This is a genomic window from Maridesulfovibrio salinus (assembly GCF_055394525.1).
In genome coordinates this window covers 1,208,492-1,226,921 of record NZ_AP042461.1, presented here as the reverse complement: position 1 = coordinate 1,226,921, position 18,430 = coordinate 1,208,492, and the positions used below count along the sequence as shown (strand labels likewise).

Sequence of the window (18,430 nt, the reverse complement as noted above, 5' to 3'; positions counted from 1 at the left end):
TAATAATGAATGTGAATCCGATCCTCCTTGAGGTTTTCAAGAACAGATTTGCCGCGATTTCCGAAGAAATGGGTGTCACCCTGACCCGAACCGCATTCTCCCCCAACATAAAGGAAAGAAGGGATCTCTCCTGCGCTGTTTTCGACAGCAACGGGGACATGGTGGCTCAGGCCGCACATATCCCAGTACACCTTGGCTCAATGCCTCTTTCCGTGAAGGCCGCCATTGAAATGAGTGACTTCAATGAAGGTGATATGGTTATGCTGAACGATCCGTTCAAAGGCGGAACCCACCTTCCGGACATCACTCTCGTAGCTCCGGTATTTTGCGGAGATTCCGCTAAGCCCGCCTTTTACGTAGCCAACCGTGCCCACCACTCTGATGTTGGCGGTATGGCTTCCGGATCCATGCCTTTGTCCACTACTTTGTATCAGGAAGGGATCATCATTCCTCCTGTTAAAATTGTCGAAGGCGGCGAGATAGTACCCGGGGTGATGACACTGATCCTCAACAACGTACGTACTCCCGTTGAACGTGAAGGTGATTTTGCGGCACAGATTATGGCTAACATGACAGGTGTAACCAGACTGAAAGAACTTATCGATAAATACGGGCAGGAAAAAGTTGATTTCTATGCCGCAAGCCTCAATGACTATGCGGAATCGATAACCCGCAAGACCATAGCTTCAATCCCTGATGGAACCTATGTTTTCACCGACTACATGGATGGAGACGGCGTTGATTGTGAAAACGTACCCATATCCGTAACCATGAAAATTACCGGAGACAGTGCGGAACTCGATTTCACAGAATCCGGTAATCAGGTTTCCGGAAGTGTCAATGCTGTACGCTCCATCACCCTGTCCGCAGTGCTTTATGTCTTCAGGTCACTGATTGAAGGAGACGTGCCCACCAACGCCGGTATCCTGCGTCCCATAGAAGTGCTGACCCGCAAAGGCTCCATTCTAGATGCGAACTTTCCGGCGGCGGTTGCGGGGGGAAATGTTGAAACTTCCCAGCGTGTGGTTGACGTTGTGCTCGGAGCACTGGCCGAAGCCATACCGCAGCGCATTCCGGCCGCAAGTCAGGGAACCATGAACAACATGACCATTGGCGGCATGGATGAACGAACAGGTAAACCCTTTGCCTACTACGAAACCCTTGCCGGCGGGATGGGAGCTTCTGCAACATGCCGGGGCGAACACGCCACCCATTCTCATATGACAAACACGCTGAACACTCCGGTAGAAGCACTTGAATACAGCTATCCGTTCCGGGTAAAAACATACTGCATCCGCAAAAACACCGGTGGAGCGGGCAGGATTCCCGGCGGAGACGGTCTGGTTCGTGAGATTGAGCTGCTGTCAGCCTGTGAAATCACTGTTCTTTCTGAACGCAGGGGCAATGCCCCCTACGGACTGCAGGGTGGAAGCCCCGGAACTCCCGGCAGGAATATCCTGATTCGCGATGGAGTAGAGCTTGAGCAGCCCGGTAAGTTTCACTCGCCGCTCAAGAAAGGTGATATTGTCCGCATGGAAACTCCCGGCGGCGGTGGTTGGGGCAAATAACGAAGCGGTAGCGCTACCGCGGGTCCCTCCGGGGGCTTAAACCCTTTTGAAAAAGGGTTTAAGAATCCCAAAACTTTTCAATAAGGCTCCGCCGCTTTGATTGGCTGGACTTACCATAATTAAAAACAAAACGGGCTGACACTTCTGGAAGGTGTCAGCCCGTTTTTTTGGGTATGTTCCAGCAGGGAACAAATTTATTAATCAAAAAGTTTTGAGGGGATGGGGTCTGGGGAAGGGGAACTTTTCCAAAAGTTCCCCTTCCCCAGCCGCCGGAGGCAAAAATCAATCCAATCCCACTTCGGGTGCCACTTTGGTAACAGCTTCAATAGAAAGCGCGAAAAAATCACCAAGTTCAAGACCGATTTTATCACATTCTTTTATGATCTCTCGATCCACACTGGCAGCGAACGCTTTGGCCTTCATCTTCTTCTTGAGACTTTTCGGCTTCATGCCGTTCATCTTTTCAGGGCGCATGAGCGCGTTAGCATGAATAAGTCCAGTCACAGTTTCACCACAACGCAGGGCAAAATCGAAATCAGTCCGGGGAGCGACTCCTGTCATATCTCCATTATGAGCGCGAATGGCCTGAATTGCTTCGTCAGGCAGCTTGCCTGCTAGCATTTCTGCCGCGATAAGACCGTGCTTCTCCGGTTGCTCGGCAGTCTGGCTGTAATCCAGATCATGAAGCAATCCAGTGATAGACCACAGTTCCACATCCTGCCCCAGTTTCTCAGCAAGAGCCCCCATCACTGCCTCGGATTCAAGGGAATGCTGGATCAGATTTTCTTCGATGACATTTTCTTTGAGAAGCTCAAGTGCTTCGTCTCTGGAAATCATTTCATAACTCCTTACTGCATTATTTCTATTCAGATTTTATGGACTCCGTTAGAATAAGACATGGTCCGCTAAAGTCCAACGGTCTGACTGTTCACCACGGGATGTTCTTTTTATATTGCTGCTCAGACTAAAGAGATAATTGCAGCTAAATTTTAGAGAAAATATCTGGCAGCGGCCACCAGTCCCATGCCGACAGCAACAGTACCGAAGAAATTACGGGTATACATCGCAACAGCGAAAGTAGGCACTGCCACCCAGAAATAGAGATTTTCGAAACTGAAATCTACAACACCATCCGGTGCTATTAATGAAGGAGCAAGTAGAGCCGAGAGTACTGCTGTGGGCACATAAGACAGCCACTTCACAACAATCGGCGGCAGATCACGGGAACTCAAAGCCATAGCTGGCAACATTCTGGGGATATAAGTAACCGCCATCATGCCGATCACGGTAAGAAGAATCAGTTTCTGGTCCATTTTACTGCAGCTCCCAGGCTTGCACCGACAAGGGTGGCGATAATTACGTTCCACTGCCCTGCTCCGCCGAGAGCCAGTGCGGTAGAAAGAAGTCCGGTAACAACTCCGACTATGATGTGACTTTTATCCTTGATCTGAAAAATGAGCAGGGCAATAAACATGGCCGGAAGTGCGTAGTCCAGTCCCATCGGCTTTACATCATTTATGAGTGTACTGGAGAAAATCCCCAGTACAGTTCCGCCGACCCAGGCTGCCTGCGCAATTGAATTGATAAGAAATGTTTCGCCCTTGGCGGTTTCACCTGCGGCAAATCTGGTTGAATGCACGGCAAAGCTTTCATCGGTAAGCTGAAAAGTGAAAGCGGCGATCTGCAGCTTACTCCATTTTTTAAGATATGGGGAAAGCGCTGCAGACATCAGCATATGCCGCAGGTTCACGATAAAAGTAGTGATTATGATGGAAAGCGAAGACACACCCGAGGCGATCAGCCCGACCGCGATAAACTGTGCTGATCCGGCAAAAACAATTAATGACATCAAAACGGTGTTGTCGACTGAGATTCCTGACTTTCGCGCCAGAACCCCATAGGCAAACCCAACAGGAAGATACCCCAGCACAATCGGCAAGGCCTGCTTGAGTGCGGTCATAAGCACACTGTTCTGTTCTATTTTTTTGGAACTCACAACGGATTCCACGGTTACCTCCGGTACATCTGGCAGTTAAATTCTCTATTCCTGATACGCTTGCCAGCTTACATTAAATCTGACATCAGTACAGATACAGTTTACACAAATTCGAATCATAACAGATTACATTTGCGGGGGAGAAATGAATTTGCGCAGTTCTGACAATCAATACCGTTATAAAAAGGTTGAGCAGGAACTTTCAAAACACATTGAAGCCGGAGATCTGGTTCCCGGCGACAAACTCCCTTCCCTGCGCCAGATGAGCAGTTCATTACAGGTTTCAATCTCCACAGTCAGCCATGCATATGAAGAGCTTGAAAAAAGAGGCCTGATAGAATCGCGCCCGCGTTCCGGCTATTATGTGCGCAATGAGTTCAGGGCAATCCCCACCCCCGAAATAAATATTCCGCGCAGAATAGAGCCACATACAGTAACCAAAAACAAGCTGATACAGACAGCGCTTGAAACAGTGGGTAACAAAGACCTGCTGCCGTTAGGCGTTGTATGTCCGAGTAACGATCTGCTGCCGACCCGCCAGTTGGCCAAAATAATGAACAGCGTAATCCGGGAGAATCCTCTCGAGACTGCGGGCTATGAAATAATTCCGGGAAATCTAGACCTGCGCAGGCAGATCGCTTTCCGCTCCGTGGACTGCGGTTCGAACATTACTGCGGATGAACTGCTGGTCACCACCGGAGCCATGGAAGCCCTTTACATCTCACTGCGCACGTTGACCAGACCCGGAGATCTGGTTCTTATCCAGTCCCCTTCATACTACTGCTTCCTTCAGCTTGTAGAGAATCTGGGACTCAGGGCAATTGAAATTCCCTCATGCCCGAAAAGGGGTATTAATCCTGACCGTGTGGAGGAAATTACCCGTACGTTTGACATAAAAGCCTGTATCTTCTCTCCTAATTTCAACAATCCTGATGGAAGTCTTACTTCCGATGACCGTAAACGAGAAATCGTTGAAATTCTGGCAAAAAGAAAGATACCTTTGGTAGAAGACGATGTTTACGGTGAAATCTACTTTGGCGATACAAGACCAAGAACACTCAAATCATTTGACCGAACCGGTAGAGTGCTGCTGTGCTCTTCTTTTTCCAAAACAATTGCTCCCGGATACCGGGTCGGCTGGCTTGCACCGGGGCGTTATCTTGAAAAAGCACTTGAGATAAAAGCCACCACCAATGTGTCCTGCGTTGCACCAACCCAGATGGCTATTGCCCGCTATCTTCGTGAAACCCTGTACGACCGTCATCTTAAAAAATTGAGAGCTGCAATGAAAGAGCAGATGGGTAAAATGCGCACAGAAATCGGTCTTTCGTTCCCGGAAGGAACCAAGGTCACAAACCCGAAAGGTGGCTCGGTTCTATGGGTGGAGCTTCCTGAAGGGACAGATGGCGTTGAACTTTTTTTCAAGGCACGGGAAGAGGGAATAGGCATTGTTCCCGGTATTGTATTCTCCCCTCAGGATGTATTTTCCAACTATATCCGTCTTTCAAGTGGAGCCCTCTGGAGTCCGGAGATTCAGGCTGGAGTCCGCCGACTAGGGGAACTGGCTGCAACGTAATTAAAGTATTCCGGCTAGACAAACAACTTAGGCGCTGCTTTTGTCCTGAAAAAGTTATAACTCAGCTCAAAATCATCTCTGTTGTGAGGCTCAAGAGTGAATGAGGGAAGCGGGTCCAGTTCACCTATGCGTGATATTATGTGTTCCCAGTTCATAGACCCCTGCCCGAGGGCAAGGTGTTCATCTTTCCGGCCGTTGTTGTCATGGAGATGCATATGCCTGATATAAGGGGCAAAGGAATCGAACCAGAGATCAAAATCATCGTGTTCAAACCCTTTGGAAAAAGCGAACCAGTGCCCTAGATCAAAACATATGCCCACATTGTCCCGCTCCAGATCATCCACAAGCCTAACCAGTGGTGCGGGGTCATATTCATATGTATTTTCGAGGCACAACGGAGGGTGATCCGGCCATGAATTGCTGAGTCTGCGCAATCCGTCCAGACAATGGGCGTAAGCCCGTTCAAAAAGGGGTTCTTCCAGCCATGAAGTGAGTGAAGGATGCATGACCATTCTTTTGGGAGAAAAGAGCTTTGCGAGCTCAAAAGCGCTGCAAAGAGAATCAATGGAGGCTTTGCGGATGGCCGGATTGAGGCTAGCCGGCTTCAAATCAAGAAACGGAAGATGGGCGGTGCGTCCTAATCCGGCTTCATCAAGACGGTCCCTTACCGAAATGAGCCAGTCCATACTCAGGCATTCATCGCCCATGCAATCCAAACCGAGTTCTGGCTGGATTCTATTCTCAATAAAAAAATCAAGATACTCAGGATTAGTATAAATATATCTTAAAGGCAGATTTACAAAACAGGTCTCAAATTCCGGCTTCATGCTTCAACTCCCTGGATTTTAAATCAGCATATGATGTCCACCGTGATCATTCAAGAGAAGTCCGCAAAAAATCCCTGCCGCGCAATCTCATCTGACCGATAGTTTCAAATGTAGTTGAATGTCTGAGCGTAAGAGTTGTTTCATTCCCGGATTCCACCTGAAAAGATTCTCCCCATTCAACGGGAATATCATTGATAAATGGCTGAATCTTACCCAGTTCTCCATTACTCCAGGCATCCATCAACACATAGTTGCCAGAAGCCAGATCGACTCCGTCCCCATCCTTCCAATTGATAAAACGCTTCTCCCCCTGTTCCGGGGCAAGCTCAACTGCCTTTATTTTGCGCGGAACAATTGAAAGATAAAAATCTGCGCGCCTTTTGCCGGGAGTTTCCCTCACAATGCGGTATGTAGAAACTCCGGACCGGCCTTTCAACATATACTTGGACATAAAATTGGAGGGATCGGCAATAATCTCATATCCCACATCCTGTCCGCGGTTCACAGCAACAGATGCCACGAATCCCTTGAGGTTCAGCACTTCATCAGCGGAGCTCCCAAGTATACCTTCAAGTATGAACTGGTCCCCCTCAATGGCTAATAAAGTCTCTTCCTCACCGACAAAACGGGGCTGTCCATTCAACCAGCACAGAAATACCGGGCCATTGGATTCCGGGAAATCAGGTCGAGAGCCTTTCCATCTGACTTCAGCGGTAGCCATCCTGCTGCCATCAAGGCGAACCTCAAGAGCAGGAAATGTTGAAAGGGCCATCCGGGGTGCAGTCAGAAGGTTCAGGTTTGGCCTGTCACTCGCGAATACCGCAACAGCGGGCTCAAGCCCGGAATCAGTCACCGCTTTGCCTGATCCGGAGGTGGAGACAGGTGCTCCCCGCACCAGTTCGACACTACTTCCTTTGAGCGGCCGTCCGTTCACCATGATTTCAAGGCCATCCGGGGTCCCGGACTTGGGAAAAGAAAATTCAGGAACATCAAGCTCAAGACCGAACTCTTCCAGAAGAAACAAAGTCGCCCGCAGTTGCTGGCGCACCTTCCACTCGAGGTCCATTATATCCTTGCTTACTTCAACAGCCATAGCCGGAATCCCTCTTTCAACCAGCGCGTAACAGGTCAGGGATTTGAGCATCTCCGGATAGTGTGTGGCCTTATCGAATGTATCGGTATTGAAAAGATTGAACCAGTATGATTTATTGGGGATTTTGCTGTTGACCCGGTCAATGGTCCGCTGGCACATATCTGCCAAATGCAGATCCTTGTACACCGCCGCATCAATTATCAACGACTGCCCGTAGCGTTTGGGATTTCTAAGGCTGCTGATATATTTTGGATTATAGAATCCACTCCCTTCGTGAAGATGAATAAAACCGTCAGCTCCTCCGATAAGGAAACGAATTGCGCGGGCAAGTCTATCTTCATAGAAGCTGTTGTATTCCTTGTCGAATCGTCTATTGAGATCCACATTGATCTGCCGGGTACGTCGGAGGATTGATGGCTCATTGGCCCTGGGAACAATAATGAGGTTTCCTTTACGCAGGTTGCAGCGGGTAAGCAACTGGGCGGTAAAAAAACCTGACAGTTCATCACCCTGAATCCCCCCCTGAACCATAATGGTAGGCCCGGGCTTATCACCGAAAGCCCAGGTAACCCTTAAGGGGTATTGTGTGCCTTGAAAAAAAGTAAAACTTCTGACCTGCTGCGCTACCGCATTGCCGGACAGTCCTAAGATCAAGACACTAATTAAGAACGCGCGATAAAGGATATACTTCACTGAATATCAACTCATCCTGATTGGTTGTAATCATAAGACGCATGCCGTAAACATCACCAAGATCAAATCCGGAAGGTATCCGGAATCGGGTTCTGACAACCTTGAACCTTTGAATATGAAAAGACATATCATCACGGCTGTTGGTCACATTAAGTTCTTTACCGTTGTTGGCAATGAGTGCAACTTTGGCCAGCCCGCTTAAAGCCGAAGATGTCTGCAGGTTGTTAAGATCGAAGCTGAGGGCCAGACTTCTTCCAGACTCGCGCATCTTTACATTTTCTACCCCGGCCCGCATCAGATTCTTATAAAACAGAAGATTTTTCAGATTGACCGGCGGCTTCTCAGACCCTGCTTTCTTTTCCTCAACAGGAACCGAAGCCAGAAGCGCCTGCAGGTCATTAGGATCATATGAATCCAGAATCTTGTTCACATTTTCCAAACGCTCCAGTTGAACTGAAGCGTCTGTCAATTTCTTCTGGAGCTCGACCTTTTCCTGTTTGAGCTGAGCATTCTGACTCCAGAAGGTGTACCCGGCCCAGGCCCCTGTTCCGGCACACATAGCAAGCAATATTACAAACCAGAAAAGCATTCTGAGCCAGAAAGGACTGAGACGGTATCTTTTAACCGTGTCATCATCGCGCATAAACAGGACGTTGTACTTGGTGCTGCCCATCAGAGCTTTCTCCATTGTTCGTCAACGATCAGCCAACTGTCCCCTGCAGGACGGATGACCAGTTTCTTAAACCCCTTGTCACTATACCCTGAAATGTCGGAATAATCCTGCCTGAATGCGACTTCCAAACCCTCAGGATGCTCGCGCAGTCTTATTTTTCCGATATTGATAACAGAAGGTCTGCGTTTTTCCCAAATACGCTCCTTCTGATCACGTATCGCGGAACTTCCGCGTTTCCTTCCCTGCCTTGCAGAGGAAGTGTAGTTATTTATATAGTTATCCAGATCCGCAGCCAGCCAGTCGCTGCTCCACTTATCCAGAAATTCCTTAACACTTTGCAGTTTGCTGTCGAGATATTTTTTCTTCAGCGACCTGATGGAAGGTCCGTATTCCCTGCCGACAATTTTCCACTCGCCATCAATATTCTGCCAGTAAAGCCTTTTGGAAGTCGAGGAGGAGAGCCGACCGCTTCTGTAATACTGATCAAACCAGGTCACCCAGTAGTCCGGTCCGGGAAGGGCATGCAGATTGTAGATCTCCACATCAATCCAGTCCGTGGATGAAAAAATACGTTTTTTACGATTCTTGAAATATTCAAAGGAACGGCGCTCAGATTTGGAAAAAAGATCAGGTGCATAAGCGGCAAAAAAGCCCTCGCTTCTGTCCTCCCAATCCTCAGCCCATTTATAAACGAGTTTTTTAAGTTCCGCAGATTCTCCGGACTGCTTGCCCTGTGATGCAGCCCAGCCCATTGTTTCCCCTATGACTACAGGAGCACCGGGAGCTATTCTGTTGTCCAGTATTCCGATATCCTCATTAACAAGTGCTACACAGCCCTGAGTATCCATAGGCACGAGTTTTTTACCCCGACCGTGAATCCATATTCCATATCCGGTTTTACCTTTTATCCGGTCTACCGGGTTGGGAAAATCCAGGGGAAAGGCCATCGTACCGTAAAGAGCGAAGTCTTTTAGACCTGTCCGCTTTCCGGTTGTAAAATAAACTCCCTCGGGAGTTTTAAGATCCCCTTCAAACGTTTTGTCTCCAGAAGCCTGCCCTGTCGCACATGTAAATGTAGATTCCGCATGTAAAGGACTTTTATGTACAAGCAAATGCAGTCTCTGGGCCTTCTTATCAACAGCGATGACATAGTCCGGAACAAGTTCCGTAGGCTCGATCACGGGCTGCCAGCCGTCAGCAATACAAAAGGAAGACATACCAGCCAGCAGAAATATAGCTGCAAGGGACATTCTAAATAAATGCATCATACCGAGACCGACACTCCATCCTTCGAATATAGGAAACGACGATACTAAATACATCAGTAATAATCGTGGCTAAAGTGTGACTTATATATAATTTTGCACCAGAGCGCTTAACAAAGTCCACACAATAATTCATAAAAGAACTGACAATATCCCTGTTCAAGGGATACATCCGTCAGTGAACATTAATCTCGGGGACAATATCATGAAAGTCCAAGACCTGCAAAAAAGGAAACCCGGCACGGCTGATACAGCCGAACCGGGTGGAACTGATACTGAAATACAGGATAAAAAGACCTACCCGCTGAAAACACGCTTGAAAATCATATCTTCATATCTGGTATAGTAGCCCATATCAAAGGCCTCATCCAGAGCAGAAGAATCAAGGCGGGAAGTGATCTCCGAATCTTTACGCACTTCTTCAGGAAAAGAAACTTTATTCTCCCAACAGTGCATTGCCACCTTCTGGACCATTTCATAGGCTTTCTGACGCTCAAGTCCGGTATCAACCAGAGCCAGTAAAACCCGCTGTGAATAAAACAGACCGTAGGACCCCATAAGATTGCGATCCATATTGTCGCCATTCACCTTCAAACGCTTGAGCACACCGTTCATGCGGCTAAGGATATAATCAGCCAGAATAGTGGAATCAGGCATAATGACCCGCTCAACAGAAGAGTGACTGATATCGCGCTCATGCCACAAAGGCATATTCTCCATGGAGACAAGACCGTTTGTGCGCAACAGGCGGGAAAGTCCGGAAAGGTTTTCCGCAGAGATGGGGTTTTTCTTGTGAGGCATAGCAGAAGACCCCTTCTGGCCTTTACTGAACCCTTCCTCAACTTCAAGCACCTCAGTACGCTGAAGATGGCGAAGCTCTACACCAAGACGCTCGATTCCGCCGCCGAGAAGGCCAAGAGCGGTAAAGAAAGCGGCGTGGCGGTCACGCTGAACAATCTGGGTGGAGATAGGATCGACATTAAGCTCAAGAAGCTCACAGGTGATTCGCTCCACTTCCGGATCAAGCATGGCGTAAGTTCCGACAGCACCGGAAATCTTGCCGACACTCACGCCCTCAACCGCGTGAGCGAGGCGCTCACGATGACGGGAGAATTCAGCATAAAAACCGGCCATCTTCAAACCGAAGCTTGTGGGCTCTGCATGAATACCGTGGGTACGTCCCATGCACATGCGCCCCTTGTGGGCGTAGGCCATCTCTTTGATGGTAGCCAGAAATTCATCAAGATCATTGAGGATCATTTTACCCGCACGGCTCAAAAGAACACCGTTAGCGGTGTCTACGATATCGGAAGAGGTGCAGCCGAGATGGATGAAACGGGAAGAAGGACCTACTTTTTCCTCAACGGCAGTCAGAAATGCGATTACATCGTGCTTGGTTTTCTCCTCAATCTCAAGAATGCGATCGAGTTCAAAATCAGCTTTTTCACGAATTGTATCCATATCTTCGGTAGGAATGCGGCCTAACTTATGCCAGGCTTCGCACACAGCAATTTCAACCTCAAGCCAAACCCTGAAACGGTTTTCCAGAGTCCACAGTTCACCCATTTCGGGACGGGTATATCTTTCAATCATTTTACCAATTCCGGTTAATTGTTCATATAAATGAAAAACTTTTTGAAAGGAAACGCTACGGGGCAAGATTATATCAAAACAGGCCCCGCTACAAGGCACAGGTGTTCAGGGCGGGAAGTATGCCAAAAAAGCAGACGGCCCGGTAAACCGGGCCGTCTGGCCATTTATCAGCTAGCTTGTAGCACTGTCGGAACTCTTGGCGGAAGAATCCGAAGAGGCGGCGGAACTGGTGCCGCTTTCTGCCGGACCGGTTCCACTTCCTGCGGGGCTGGAGCTTCCGGTTTTACCGGCCGCAGAGTCCGTCTTACAGTATCCTGAAGAATACCAGCCTCCTCCCTTCAGAACAAAAGTGGAATTGGAAAGGACCTTGGTGGATTTACCACCGCAAACAGGACATTCCAGTTCTTTGTCTTCGAAAGTTGTCTGCCATTCTTCAAATATCTGCTGACATTCATGACATTGGTATTCGTAAATAGGCATAGTACCCTCCAATAAAAAAGGCACGCCACACCTCTTTACGCAAAAGAGGCTGGCGACACCTGTCCCTGAAATATGAGGGGCTGTTCTGAAACAGTTTCCAGTGAACGCAGTTTTTTCTGCGGAAAGGTGGCTGAGACAGGACAGTAAAAATACTTAGCTGGCTGCTGCAGCCTTGGCTTCTGCGATACGAGCCTTGATTCTTTTGGCTCTGCGATGACGTTTACGCTGAAGTTCTTTCTTTCTTTCGATCTTTTTGTGCCTACCCATTTGGAGGACCTCCTGATATGATTTTTCGTACTTGCTGCACGATTGTATGCTGCAAAGGAGGATTCATTACCCTAAAAGATGCATGATTGTAAAGAGCAACCCGCACTCTTTTTCAACCCACTAAAATCAAAGTTAAATATTTTTTTCACAAAACAAACATCTGAAACAAAAGGCTTTTTTCAACAGAGATATTTTTTACCTCTTGACGACCAACCGGAACATGAACATATAGAGACTTCCTGCTGACGGCAGTTCAGCCGCAACCGGCAAAAAGTCTGTGAGGAGAAACAATGAAAAAGCCAAAGATCAATAAAGCGTTTACAAAAGCTGTCGAAGATATAACTGAAGTATTCATGTTCGACCACTGGATGAGATTTTACTTCATCTTCGAAGAGGACAAAAAACTCCAGGTCAAAGTACCTGAAGAAACCCTTGAGAAGATTGAAAAAGACTACCCGATGTTCAAAAGTCTGGTAGACATGCAGAACAACGAGGAAATTGACCAGCAGAAATCCATGAACAACGTCTGCTCTTTCATCGGAGCACGTTTTGACGGAACAAAATATAACAGTAAAATAGTTCCCAAGGTTTTCGACTCCAAAGACTTCAAGCTGGAAATGTACCTTTTCAACCTCTGGATCAAAGGACACGAATCCTACCTTGAATCCGAAGTCATGGATTTCAATGACTGGAAAGATCTCTACACCGGATGGAGAGGACAGGACGAAGTCAAAGACTACATTGAAAGACTCAGCAATGCCCAGGGCGGCTCCCACATTCAGCCCCCGACATGTACCACTGTGCAGTAGACATCAGAATACACCATAAAGGGATCTCAACGAGGTCCCTTTTTTTCAAACTCATCTACAATACCCTTCGCGCACCAATAAAGTACTTACGCCAGTAAGCCTTGTTCATTGACTCTTCCCTGACCACATGCCCACTCTTTGGGCTGTGAATAAAAAAGCCCCCGCGCCCGGAATAAATTCCGGTGTGGAGACTTTTCCCCTGCCCGGGAATCCTGAAAAGCACGATATCCCCAGCCGCAAGACGGTTAATGCTCACAGCCCTGCCAACTCGGGCCTGCTGCCAGGAAACTCTCGGCACTCTTATTCCGTGCCTGCTGTATACCCACCAGACCAGCCCTGAACAGTCGAATCCATGAGCAGGGTCAGCCCCACCCCACTGATAGGGCCTGCCGATCTGGGATCTTGCTGTACTAACTACCGAGAGTCCAGCTCTAGACCCGGCAGGACTTCCACTGTTATATCTATACTCAGGAACGCTGATCTTACTCTTGCCGCACCCAGTAAGCGCCGGAAGCACGAATAAACACAGCAAAACGACAAAAAAACTATCCCGCCCATTAGTCTTATTGATCATAGTAATAGTTTTTTATCCTGAAAAATCGCATTTAACAATAGCTTTCCTCACTAGCACAAGATCAATGAGTGATATTTTTCACAAAATAACAACAAATTATCAGTTTTTCCTATAGGTCTATCAACACACATAATCTCAATTAGGTATTGACTTTTCCCCGGTTTTTGAAGACAAATTTCTACGCTTTAGTTGAAATTTGTGAAACATTTTCGCTCGTTACACGATTTCAAAAAAGTTAACACGGCTGAGGTATGTTTTTCTAAATCTGGCACAACATCGCGTTACAGTGAGGTCCGTATGTTGCCCATGATGCTAGTTTTGGCCATCTTGTTGCCCTTGGTGGCCGCCATTGGCTGCTACTTTCTGCGTGTAAGCGCGATCAGAACCCTGATCGTACTTGCTACAGGAGTATGTCTTGCCGCGGTTTCCCTTACCCTTCTGGGTCAAGGATCATTTACCTATTCTCCGGGTACTATCGTTGGAATCAGCTGGGATTCCCTCGTTACCCTGGCGGATTTTGCCCTGCTTTTCGTAATGCTTTATTACGCATTCAAACTCAAAAACCAGTTGATCAAAGTCTTTGTACTTCTCCAGATCATTCCACTGGCAGCGTTTGAATTCTTCATTGTCGACCATGCTGTCGAGACTCCCGCATTCTTTGCGGACAGCCTCTCCCTAATCATGGTTGCCGTAATCTCAATCATCGGTTCGCTGATCTGTTTCTTCGCGATCCCTTACATGAAAGAGCACGAAGAGCACCTGCACCTGGTCAAGTCCCGCCAGCCCCAATTCTTTTTCTTTCTCGTTCTGTTCCTCGGAGCTATGAACGGGCTGGTTCTTTCCAACAACATTCTCTGGCTCTACTTCTTCTTCGAAGTAACCACATTCTGTTCATTCATGCTCATCGGGCATGACCAGACAGCCATTGCGGTAAAGAATGCCACCCGAGCCTTGTGGATGAACGCACTCGGCGGCATGGTATTCGTCTTCGGAATTATCTGGGCCTACGCTGAAACTGGCTCCCTTGACCTTCAGGTCATCATCCAGTCCGGCCCCATGGGCGGAGCAATGCTCGCTCCTCTGGGTCTGATTGTTCTTGCCGGTTTCACCAAAGCCGCTCAGGTTCCTTTCCAGAGCTGGCTGCTGGGTGCAATGGTCGCACCTACTCCGGTATCGGCTCTGCTTCACTCCGCAACGATGGTTAAGGCAGGCGTATACATCGTGCTGAGACTTGCTCCCGCTTACGCAGGAACCTTTCTCAGTCAGGGAATTGCACTCTGTGGAGCCTTCACTTTCCTCGCCTGTGCGGCAATCGCCGTAAGCCAGAGCAATGGAAAGAAAATTCTTGCTTACTCTACTATCAGTAACCTCGGGCTGATCATCTGTTGTGCCGGTCTCAATACTCCTTGGTCCATTACCGCAGCGATAATCCTGATTATATTCCACGCAGCTTCCAAGGCACTGCTCTTCCTCTGCGTAGGAACAATCGAGCACGGCATCGGCAGCCGCGATATCGGAGACATGCACGGCCTCTACCTGAAGATGCCCCGCACCGCCATCATCACCATCATCGGTGTTCTGACCATGCTGCTGCCCCCATTCGGTGTGCTGCTCGGTAAGTGGATGGCTATCGAATCCGCATCCGGCGACATGTTCGTAATCACCATGCTCGCTCTGGGTAGTGCTGTTTCACTGGTATTCTGGGCCCGCTGGGCAGGTGTTCTGCTCACCGCCCCCCTGCGCGACAGAGTTCCCGCAGAATCCCAGTCCGTGCTGACAAGGCTCACCCTTACCTCTCTCTGCGGTATTGCTGTAGTCCTGTCCTTCTTCTCACCGCTCATCTACACCCAGCTCATTGAGCCGATGGTCGGAAAGACCTATGAAATCACCGCCGGTGTATTCAGTTCACCCATGGGTGTGTTCGCGGTCTATCCGCTCTTCATCGTTCTGGCTGCTGCCTTCATCTACTCCTGGATCGAAACCAAGAAAGCCGCTAATGACAAGTCTTCCCAGACTTACATGTGCGGAGCGAACGTTCCCGAGACCGGAGTTCAGTCCTTTATCGGGCCAATGAACGGCCCTGTTGAACTCAAGGCCAGCAACTACTACATGGAAGAATTCTTCGGTGAAGAAAAACTCACTCTGTGGGTCAACTTCGCTGCTCTGGCTCTCATCGTTCTCATGCTGGGAGGGGCCCTGTAATGAAAACAATAATTCTCATGATTCTCGGCATCGTCATTGCGCCTGTACTTGGCGGCCTTATTGCCGGTCTGGACAGACGTCTTACTGCTCGCCTGCAGTCCCGTTTCGGCCCGCCGATTCTGCAGCCTTTCTATGATGTTGCCAAACTGTTCGGGAAAGAAAAAATTATCAGCAACTTCTGGCAGGTTTTCTGCGCCTGGATTTATCTTATTGCCGCAGCCCTGTCCGTAGCCCTGCTCTTCGCCGGGTCCGACCTGCTCCTGATCTTCTTTGTTCAGGCCATCGGTGCTGTATTTCTGGTCATGGGTGGTCTTTCCACTCCTTCCCCATACAGCCAGGTTGGCGCTCAGCGCGAACTGATTCAGGTACTGACTTACGAACCTCTCATCATCCTTGTTTTCGCTTCCATTTTCATGGTTACCGGAACATTCAGAGTTGATGAGATTCTGGCTTACGATCAGCCTCTGCTGATCCAGCTGCCGCTTATGTTCGTAGTTCTGGGTTACGCTCTGACCATCAAACTGAGAAAATCCCCCTTTGACTTCTCCACCTCCCATCACGGGCATCAGGAAATCGTCAAAGGGGTTCTGACCGAGTTCTCCGGTCCCTACCTCGGGCTTGTTGAAATCGCCCACTGGTACGAGACCATTTTCATTCTCGGCGTATGTGCCCTCTTCTGGCACACCAGCCTGGTAGGTTGCGTACTCCTGCTCGCTTCCACCTACTTTGCAGAGCTGATCATCGACAACACTATGGCGCGCATGACCTGGCGCTGGATGCTGAAATATGTATGGAGCATCGGTCTGGCCATGTCTTTCGTCAACCTTATCTGGCTGTACGCAGGTTAAGCTTATGTTCAAGAAATTCATTGAAAATTCACGCGCCAAATCTCCGTGGATCATGCATTTTGACTGCGGAAGTTGTAACGGCTGCGATATCGAAGTTCTGGCATGCCTGACACCGCTGTACGACGTTGAACGTTTCGGCATTGTCAACGTGGGTAACCCCAAGCATGCCGATGTGCTGCTGGTCACCGGAACCGTCAACCACCGCAACGCTAAAGTCCTGCGCAACATCTACGATCAGATGCCTGATCCCAAAGGTGTTATCGCCATCGGCGCATGCGGTCTTTCCGGCGGTGTATTCCGCGAGTGCTATAACGTGCTCGGCGGAGTGGACAAGGTGATCCCCGTGGACGTCTACGTTCCCGGTTGCCCGGCAAAACCCGAAGCTATCATCGACGGCGTGGTCACTGCCCTTGGCAAATTTGAAGGCCTGAAACAGGGCTAAAGAGAGGGTATAAACGTGATTGAGAATCAGATAGATATAACTCTGGAAAGCCTGGTAGGCGAAGTATCCAAAATGAAGAATGACGGGCAGCGCCTTGTCACCTTCTCCTGCACCGACATAGGTGGAGGCAATGTGGATATAATCTACCACTTTGATAAAGACGAGGTGCTCACCAACCTCCGTCTGACCGCTCCGATGGATAAGCCCATCCCCAGCGTCAGCGGAGTGTACTTTGCGGCCCTGCTCATTGAAAACGAGCTTCAGGACCAGTTCGGACTCTCTTTCGAAGGTCTGGTACTTGACTTCGGACGCAAACTGTACCTCGACGATGAAGTAACCATCATCCCGATGTGTAACAACACAAAGGCGATGACTCCCAAAAAATAACTCGTCTTCCCGGATGAAAACCAAGACGATAACATCTATAGGGTAAATTATGGCACGTACCATCATACCTTTCGGTCCGCAGCATCCGGTTCTCCCGGAGCCGCTGCATGTGAAGCTTGTCGTGGAAGACGAGATCGTACAGGAGGCCATCCCCGCTCTCGGATACGTTCATAGAGGTCTGGAAAAGCTTGCTGAAATCCGCGATTACCACCAGATGATCCAGATTGTCGAACGAGTCTGCGGTATCTGCTCCAACATTCACTCCATGTGCTACTGTCAGGGTATCGAGGAGATCATGGGCGTTGAAGTACCTGAAAGAGCGGAATATCTCCGCACTATCTGGTCTGAGCTGCACCGTATGCACAGCCACCTGCTCTGGCTGGGCCTCTTTGCCGATGCTTTCGGCTTTGAAGCCCTGTTCATGCAGTTCTGGCGCATCCGTGAGCGCATCATGGACATCAACGAAGCTACCACCGGCAGCCGCGTTATCACCTCCGTCAATATTGTCGGTGGTGTCCGTCAGGATCTGACTCCTGAAATGTGTTCCTGGATCCTCTCCGAAGTTGACGCTGCGGAAAAGGAAATCAAGGAAATCCAGAATACCATCATGAACGACTACACAGTGTGCAAACGCACCAAGGGTGTGGGCGTTCTGACCAAAGAGCAGGCATATGACCTCGGTGCAGCCGGTCCCACCCTTCGTGGTAGCGGTGTGGCATCTGACATGCGTCTGCTTAAATACGCATCATTTGACAAACTCGACTATGAGCCTGTCGTGGAAACCGATGGAGACTGCTGGGCCCGCTCAACAGTCCGCTTCCGTGAGACCCTTCAGTCCGCTGATCTGGTAAGACAGGCTATCGCCGGTCTGCCTCAGGGTGATCTTGCAGCAAAGGTCAAAGGTAACCCCGAAGGCGAAACAATAAGCCGTATCGAACAGCCACGTGGAGAGTGTCTCTACTACATCAAGGGCAGCGGCAAGAAGTTCCTTGACAGGGTCCGCATCAGAACCCCAACGTTCGCGAACATTCCGCCTCTTCTGGCAATGCTTCCGAAGTGCGAACTTGCTGATGTTCCGGTTATCATTCTGTCAATCGACCCGTGCATCAGCTGCACGGAACGCTAGGAGGCCGAGAC

At 49.1% G+C, this 18,430-nt stretch carries 18 protein-coding genes; 8 read left to right on the top strand and 10 right to left on the bottom strand.

Annotated features, from left to right (window positions below; genetic code table 11):
• Positions 1–5 precede the first annotated feature (5 nt).
• A complete protein-coding gene (locus ACZ5PW_RS05435) occupies positions 6–1,568 on the top strand; it encodes a hydantoinase B/oxoprolinase family protein (protein ID WP_464558703.1) in 1,563 nt (520 codons plus the stop codon).
• A gap of 282 nt (positions 1,569–1,850) precedes the next feature.
• Here the strand turns inward: ACZ5PW_RS05435 and ACZ5PW_RS05430 are convergent, their stop codons facing one another.
• The 3 genes from ACZ5PW_RS05430 to ACZ5PW_RS05420 all read right to left on the bottom strand — a co-directional run bounded on the left by ACZ5PW_RS05430 (position 1,851) and on the right by ACZ5PW_RS05420 (position 3,576).
• Positions 1,851–2,405 carry an HDIG domain-containing metalloprotein gene (locus ACZ5PW_RS05430; protein WP_464558701.1) on the bottom strand — a complete coding sequence of 185 codons (555 nt, stop codon included), beginning with the start codon at positions 2,403–2,405 and terminating at the stop codon, positions 1,851–1,853.
• A gap of 152 nt (positions 2,406–2,557) precedes the next feature.
• Positions 2,558–2,881, bottom strand: a complete 324-nt coding sequence (locus ACZ5PW_RS05425; RefSeq protein WP_464558699.1) for an AzlD domain-containing protein — start codon at positions 2,879–2,881, stop codon at positions 2,558–2,560.
• A complete protein-coding gene (locus tag ACZ5PW_RS05420; RefSeq protein WP_464558697.1) occupies positions 2,866–3,576 on the bottom strand; it encodes an AzlC family ABC transporter permease in 711 nt (236 codons plus the stop codon). The genes ACZ5PW_RS05425 and ACZ5PW_RS05420 overlap by 16 nt, the downstream gene beginning before the upstream one ends.
• Positions 3,577–3,709: 133 nt before the next feature.
• On the opposite strand from ACZ5PW_RS05420, the gene ACZ5PW_RS05415 reads away from it, so the two are divergent.
• Positions 3,710–5,140, top strand: a complete 1,431-nt coding sequence (locus tag ACZ5PW_RS05415; protein ID WP_464558695.1) for an aminotransferase-like domain-containing protein — start codon at positions 3,710–3,712, stop codon at positions 5,138–5,140.
• A gap of 14 nt (positions 5,141–5,154) precedes the next feature.
• Here ACZ5PW_RS05415 and ACZ5PW_RS05410 read toward each other — a convergent pair whose 3' ends face one another.
• From ACZ5PW_RS05410 to ACZ5PW_RS05385, 6 genes are all read right to left on the bottom strand, one after another.
• Entirely contained in the window at positions 5,155–5,967 is an 813-nt protein-coding gene (locus ACZ5PW_RS05410; protein ID WP_464558693.1) for a sugar phosphate isomerase/epimerase family protein, read from the bottom strand.
• A gap of 46 nt (positions 5,968–6,013) precedes the next feature.
• Complete coding sequence (locus ACZ5PW_RS05405) at positions 6,014–7,714, bottom strand: M99 family carboxypeptidase catalytic domain-containing protein (RefSeq protein ID WP_464558691.1); 1,701 nt, start codon at positions 7,712–7,714, stop codon at positions 6,014–6,016.
• A 4-nt stretch (positions 7,715–7,718) separates the two neighbouring features.
• The gene (locus ACZ5PW_RS05400) at positions 7,719–8,426 is read right to left on the bottom strand and encodes a hypothetical protein (protein ID WP_464558689.1); all 708 of its coding nucleotides are present in this window, start codon (positions 8,424–8,426) and stop codon (positions 7,719–7,721) included.
• Positions 8,426–9,694: a L,D-transpeptidase family protein gene (locus ACZ5PW_RS05395; protein ID WP_464558687.1), complete on the bottom strand. Its 1,269-nt coding sequence runs from the start codon at positions 9,692–9,694 to the stop codon at positions 8,426–8,428. The genes ACZ5PW_RS05400 and ACZ5PW_RS05395 overlap by 1 nt, the downstream gene beginning before the upstream one ends.
• Before the next feature lie 294 nt (positions 9,695–9,988).
• Positions 9,989–11,284, bottom strand: coding sequence for an adenylosuccinate lyase (purB, locus tag ACZ5PW_RS05390; protein ID WP_464558685.1), 1,296 nt, complete (start codon positions 11,282–11,284; stop codon positions 9,989–9,991).
• A gap of 171 nt (positions 11,285–11,455) precedes the next feature.
• Positions 11,456–11,764, bottom strand: a complete 309-nt coding sequence (locus ACZ5PW_RS05385; RefSeq protein ID WP_464558683.1) for an FmdB family zinc ribbon protein — start codon at positions 11,762–11,764, stop codon at positions 11,456–11,458.
• A gap of 557 nt (positions 11,765–12,321) precedes the next feature.
• On the opposite strand from ACZ5PW_RS05385, the gene ACZ5PW_RS05380 reads away from it, so the two are divergent.
• Positions 12,322–12,840 (top strand): hypothetical protein, encoded by a 519-nt coding sequence (locus ACZ5PW_RS05380; RefSeq protein ID WP_464558681.1) that lies wholly within the window; start codon positions 12,322–12,324, stop codon positions 12,838–12,840.
• 55 nt (positions 12,841–12,895) lie between these two features.
• Here ACZ5PW_RS05380 and ACZ5PW_RS05375 read toward each other — a convergent pair whose 3' ends face one another.
• Positions 12,896–13,414: a C40 family peptidase gene (locus ACZ5PW_RS05375; RefSeq protein WP_464558680.1), complete on the bottom strand. Its 519-nt coding sequence runs from the start codon at positions 13,412–13,414 to the stop codon at positions 12,896–12,898.
• Positions 13,415–13,711: 297 nt separating this feature from the next.
• Here ACZ5PW_RS05375 and ACZ5PW_RS05370 point away from each other — a divergent pair, with 297 nt between their 5' ends.
• From ACZ5PW_RS05370 to ACZ5PW_RS05350, 5 genes are read left to right on the top strand one after another with little or no spacing between them, the layout of a single operon-like run.
• The gene (locus ACZ5PW_RS05370) at positions 13,712–15,616 is read left to right on the top strand and encodes an NADH-quinone oxidoreductase subunit 5 family protein (RefSeq protein ID WP_464558678.1); all 1,905 of its coding nucleotides are present in this window, start codon (positions 13,712–13,714) and stop codon (positions 15,614–15,616) included.
• Positions 15,616–16,464 carry a respiratory chain complex I subunit 1 family protein gene (locus ACZ5PW_RS05365; RefSeq protein WP_464558676.1) on the top strand — a complete coding sequence of 283 codons (849 nt, stop codon included), beginning with the start codon at positions 15,616–15,618 and terminating at the stop codon, positions 16,462–16,464. The genes ACZ5PW_RS05370 and ACZ5PW_RS05365 overlap by 1 nt, the downstream gene beginning before the upstream one ends.
• 4 nt (positions 16,465–16,468) lie before the next feature.
• Positions 16,469–16,906 carry an NADH-quinone oxidoreductase subunit B family protein gene (locus tag ACZ5PW_RS05360; protein ID WP_464558674.1) on the top strand — a complete coding sequence of 146 codons (438 nt, stop codon included), beginning with the start codon at positions 16,469–16,471 and terminating at the stop codon, positions 16,904–16,906.
• A 15-nt stretch (positions 16,907–16,921) separates the two neighbouring features.
• Positions 16,922–17,293 carry an NADH-quinone oxidoreductase subunit C gene (locus ACZ5PW_RS05355; RefSeq protein WP_464558672.1) on the top strand — a complete coding sequence of 124 codons (372 nt, stop codon included), beginning with the start codon at positions 16,922–16,924 and terminating at the stop codon, positions 17,291–17,293.
• A 49-nt stretch (positions 17,294–17,342) separates the two neighbouring features.
• The gene (locus ACZ5PW_RS05350; protein ID WP_464558670.1) at positions 17,343–18,419 is read left to right on the top strand and encodes a hydrogenase large subunit; all 1,077 of its coding nucleotides are present in this window, start codon (positions 17,343–17,345) and stop codon (positions 18,417–18,419) included.
• Positions 18,420–18,430: the final 11 nt, after the last annotated feature.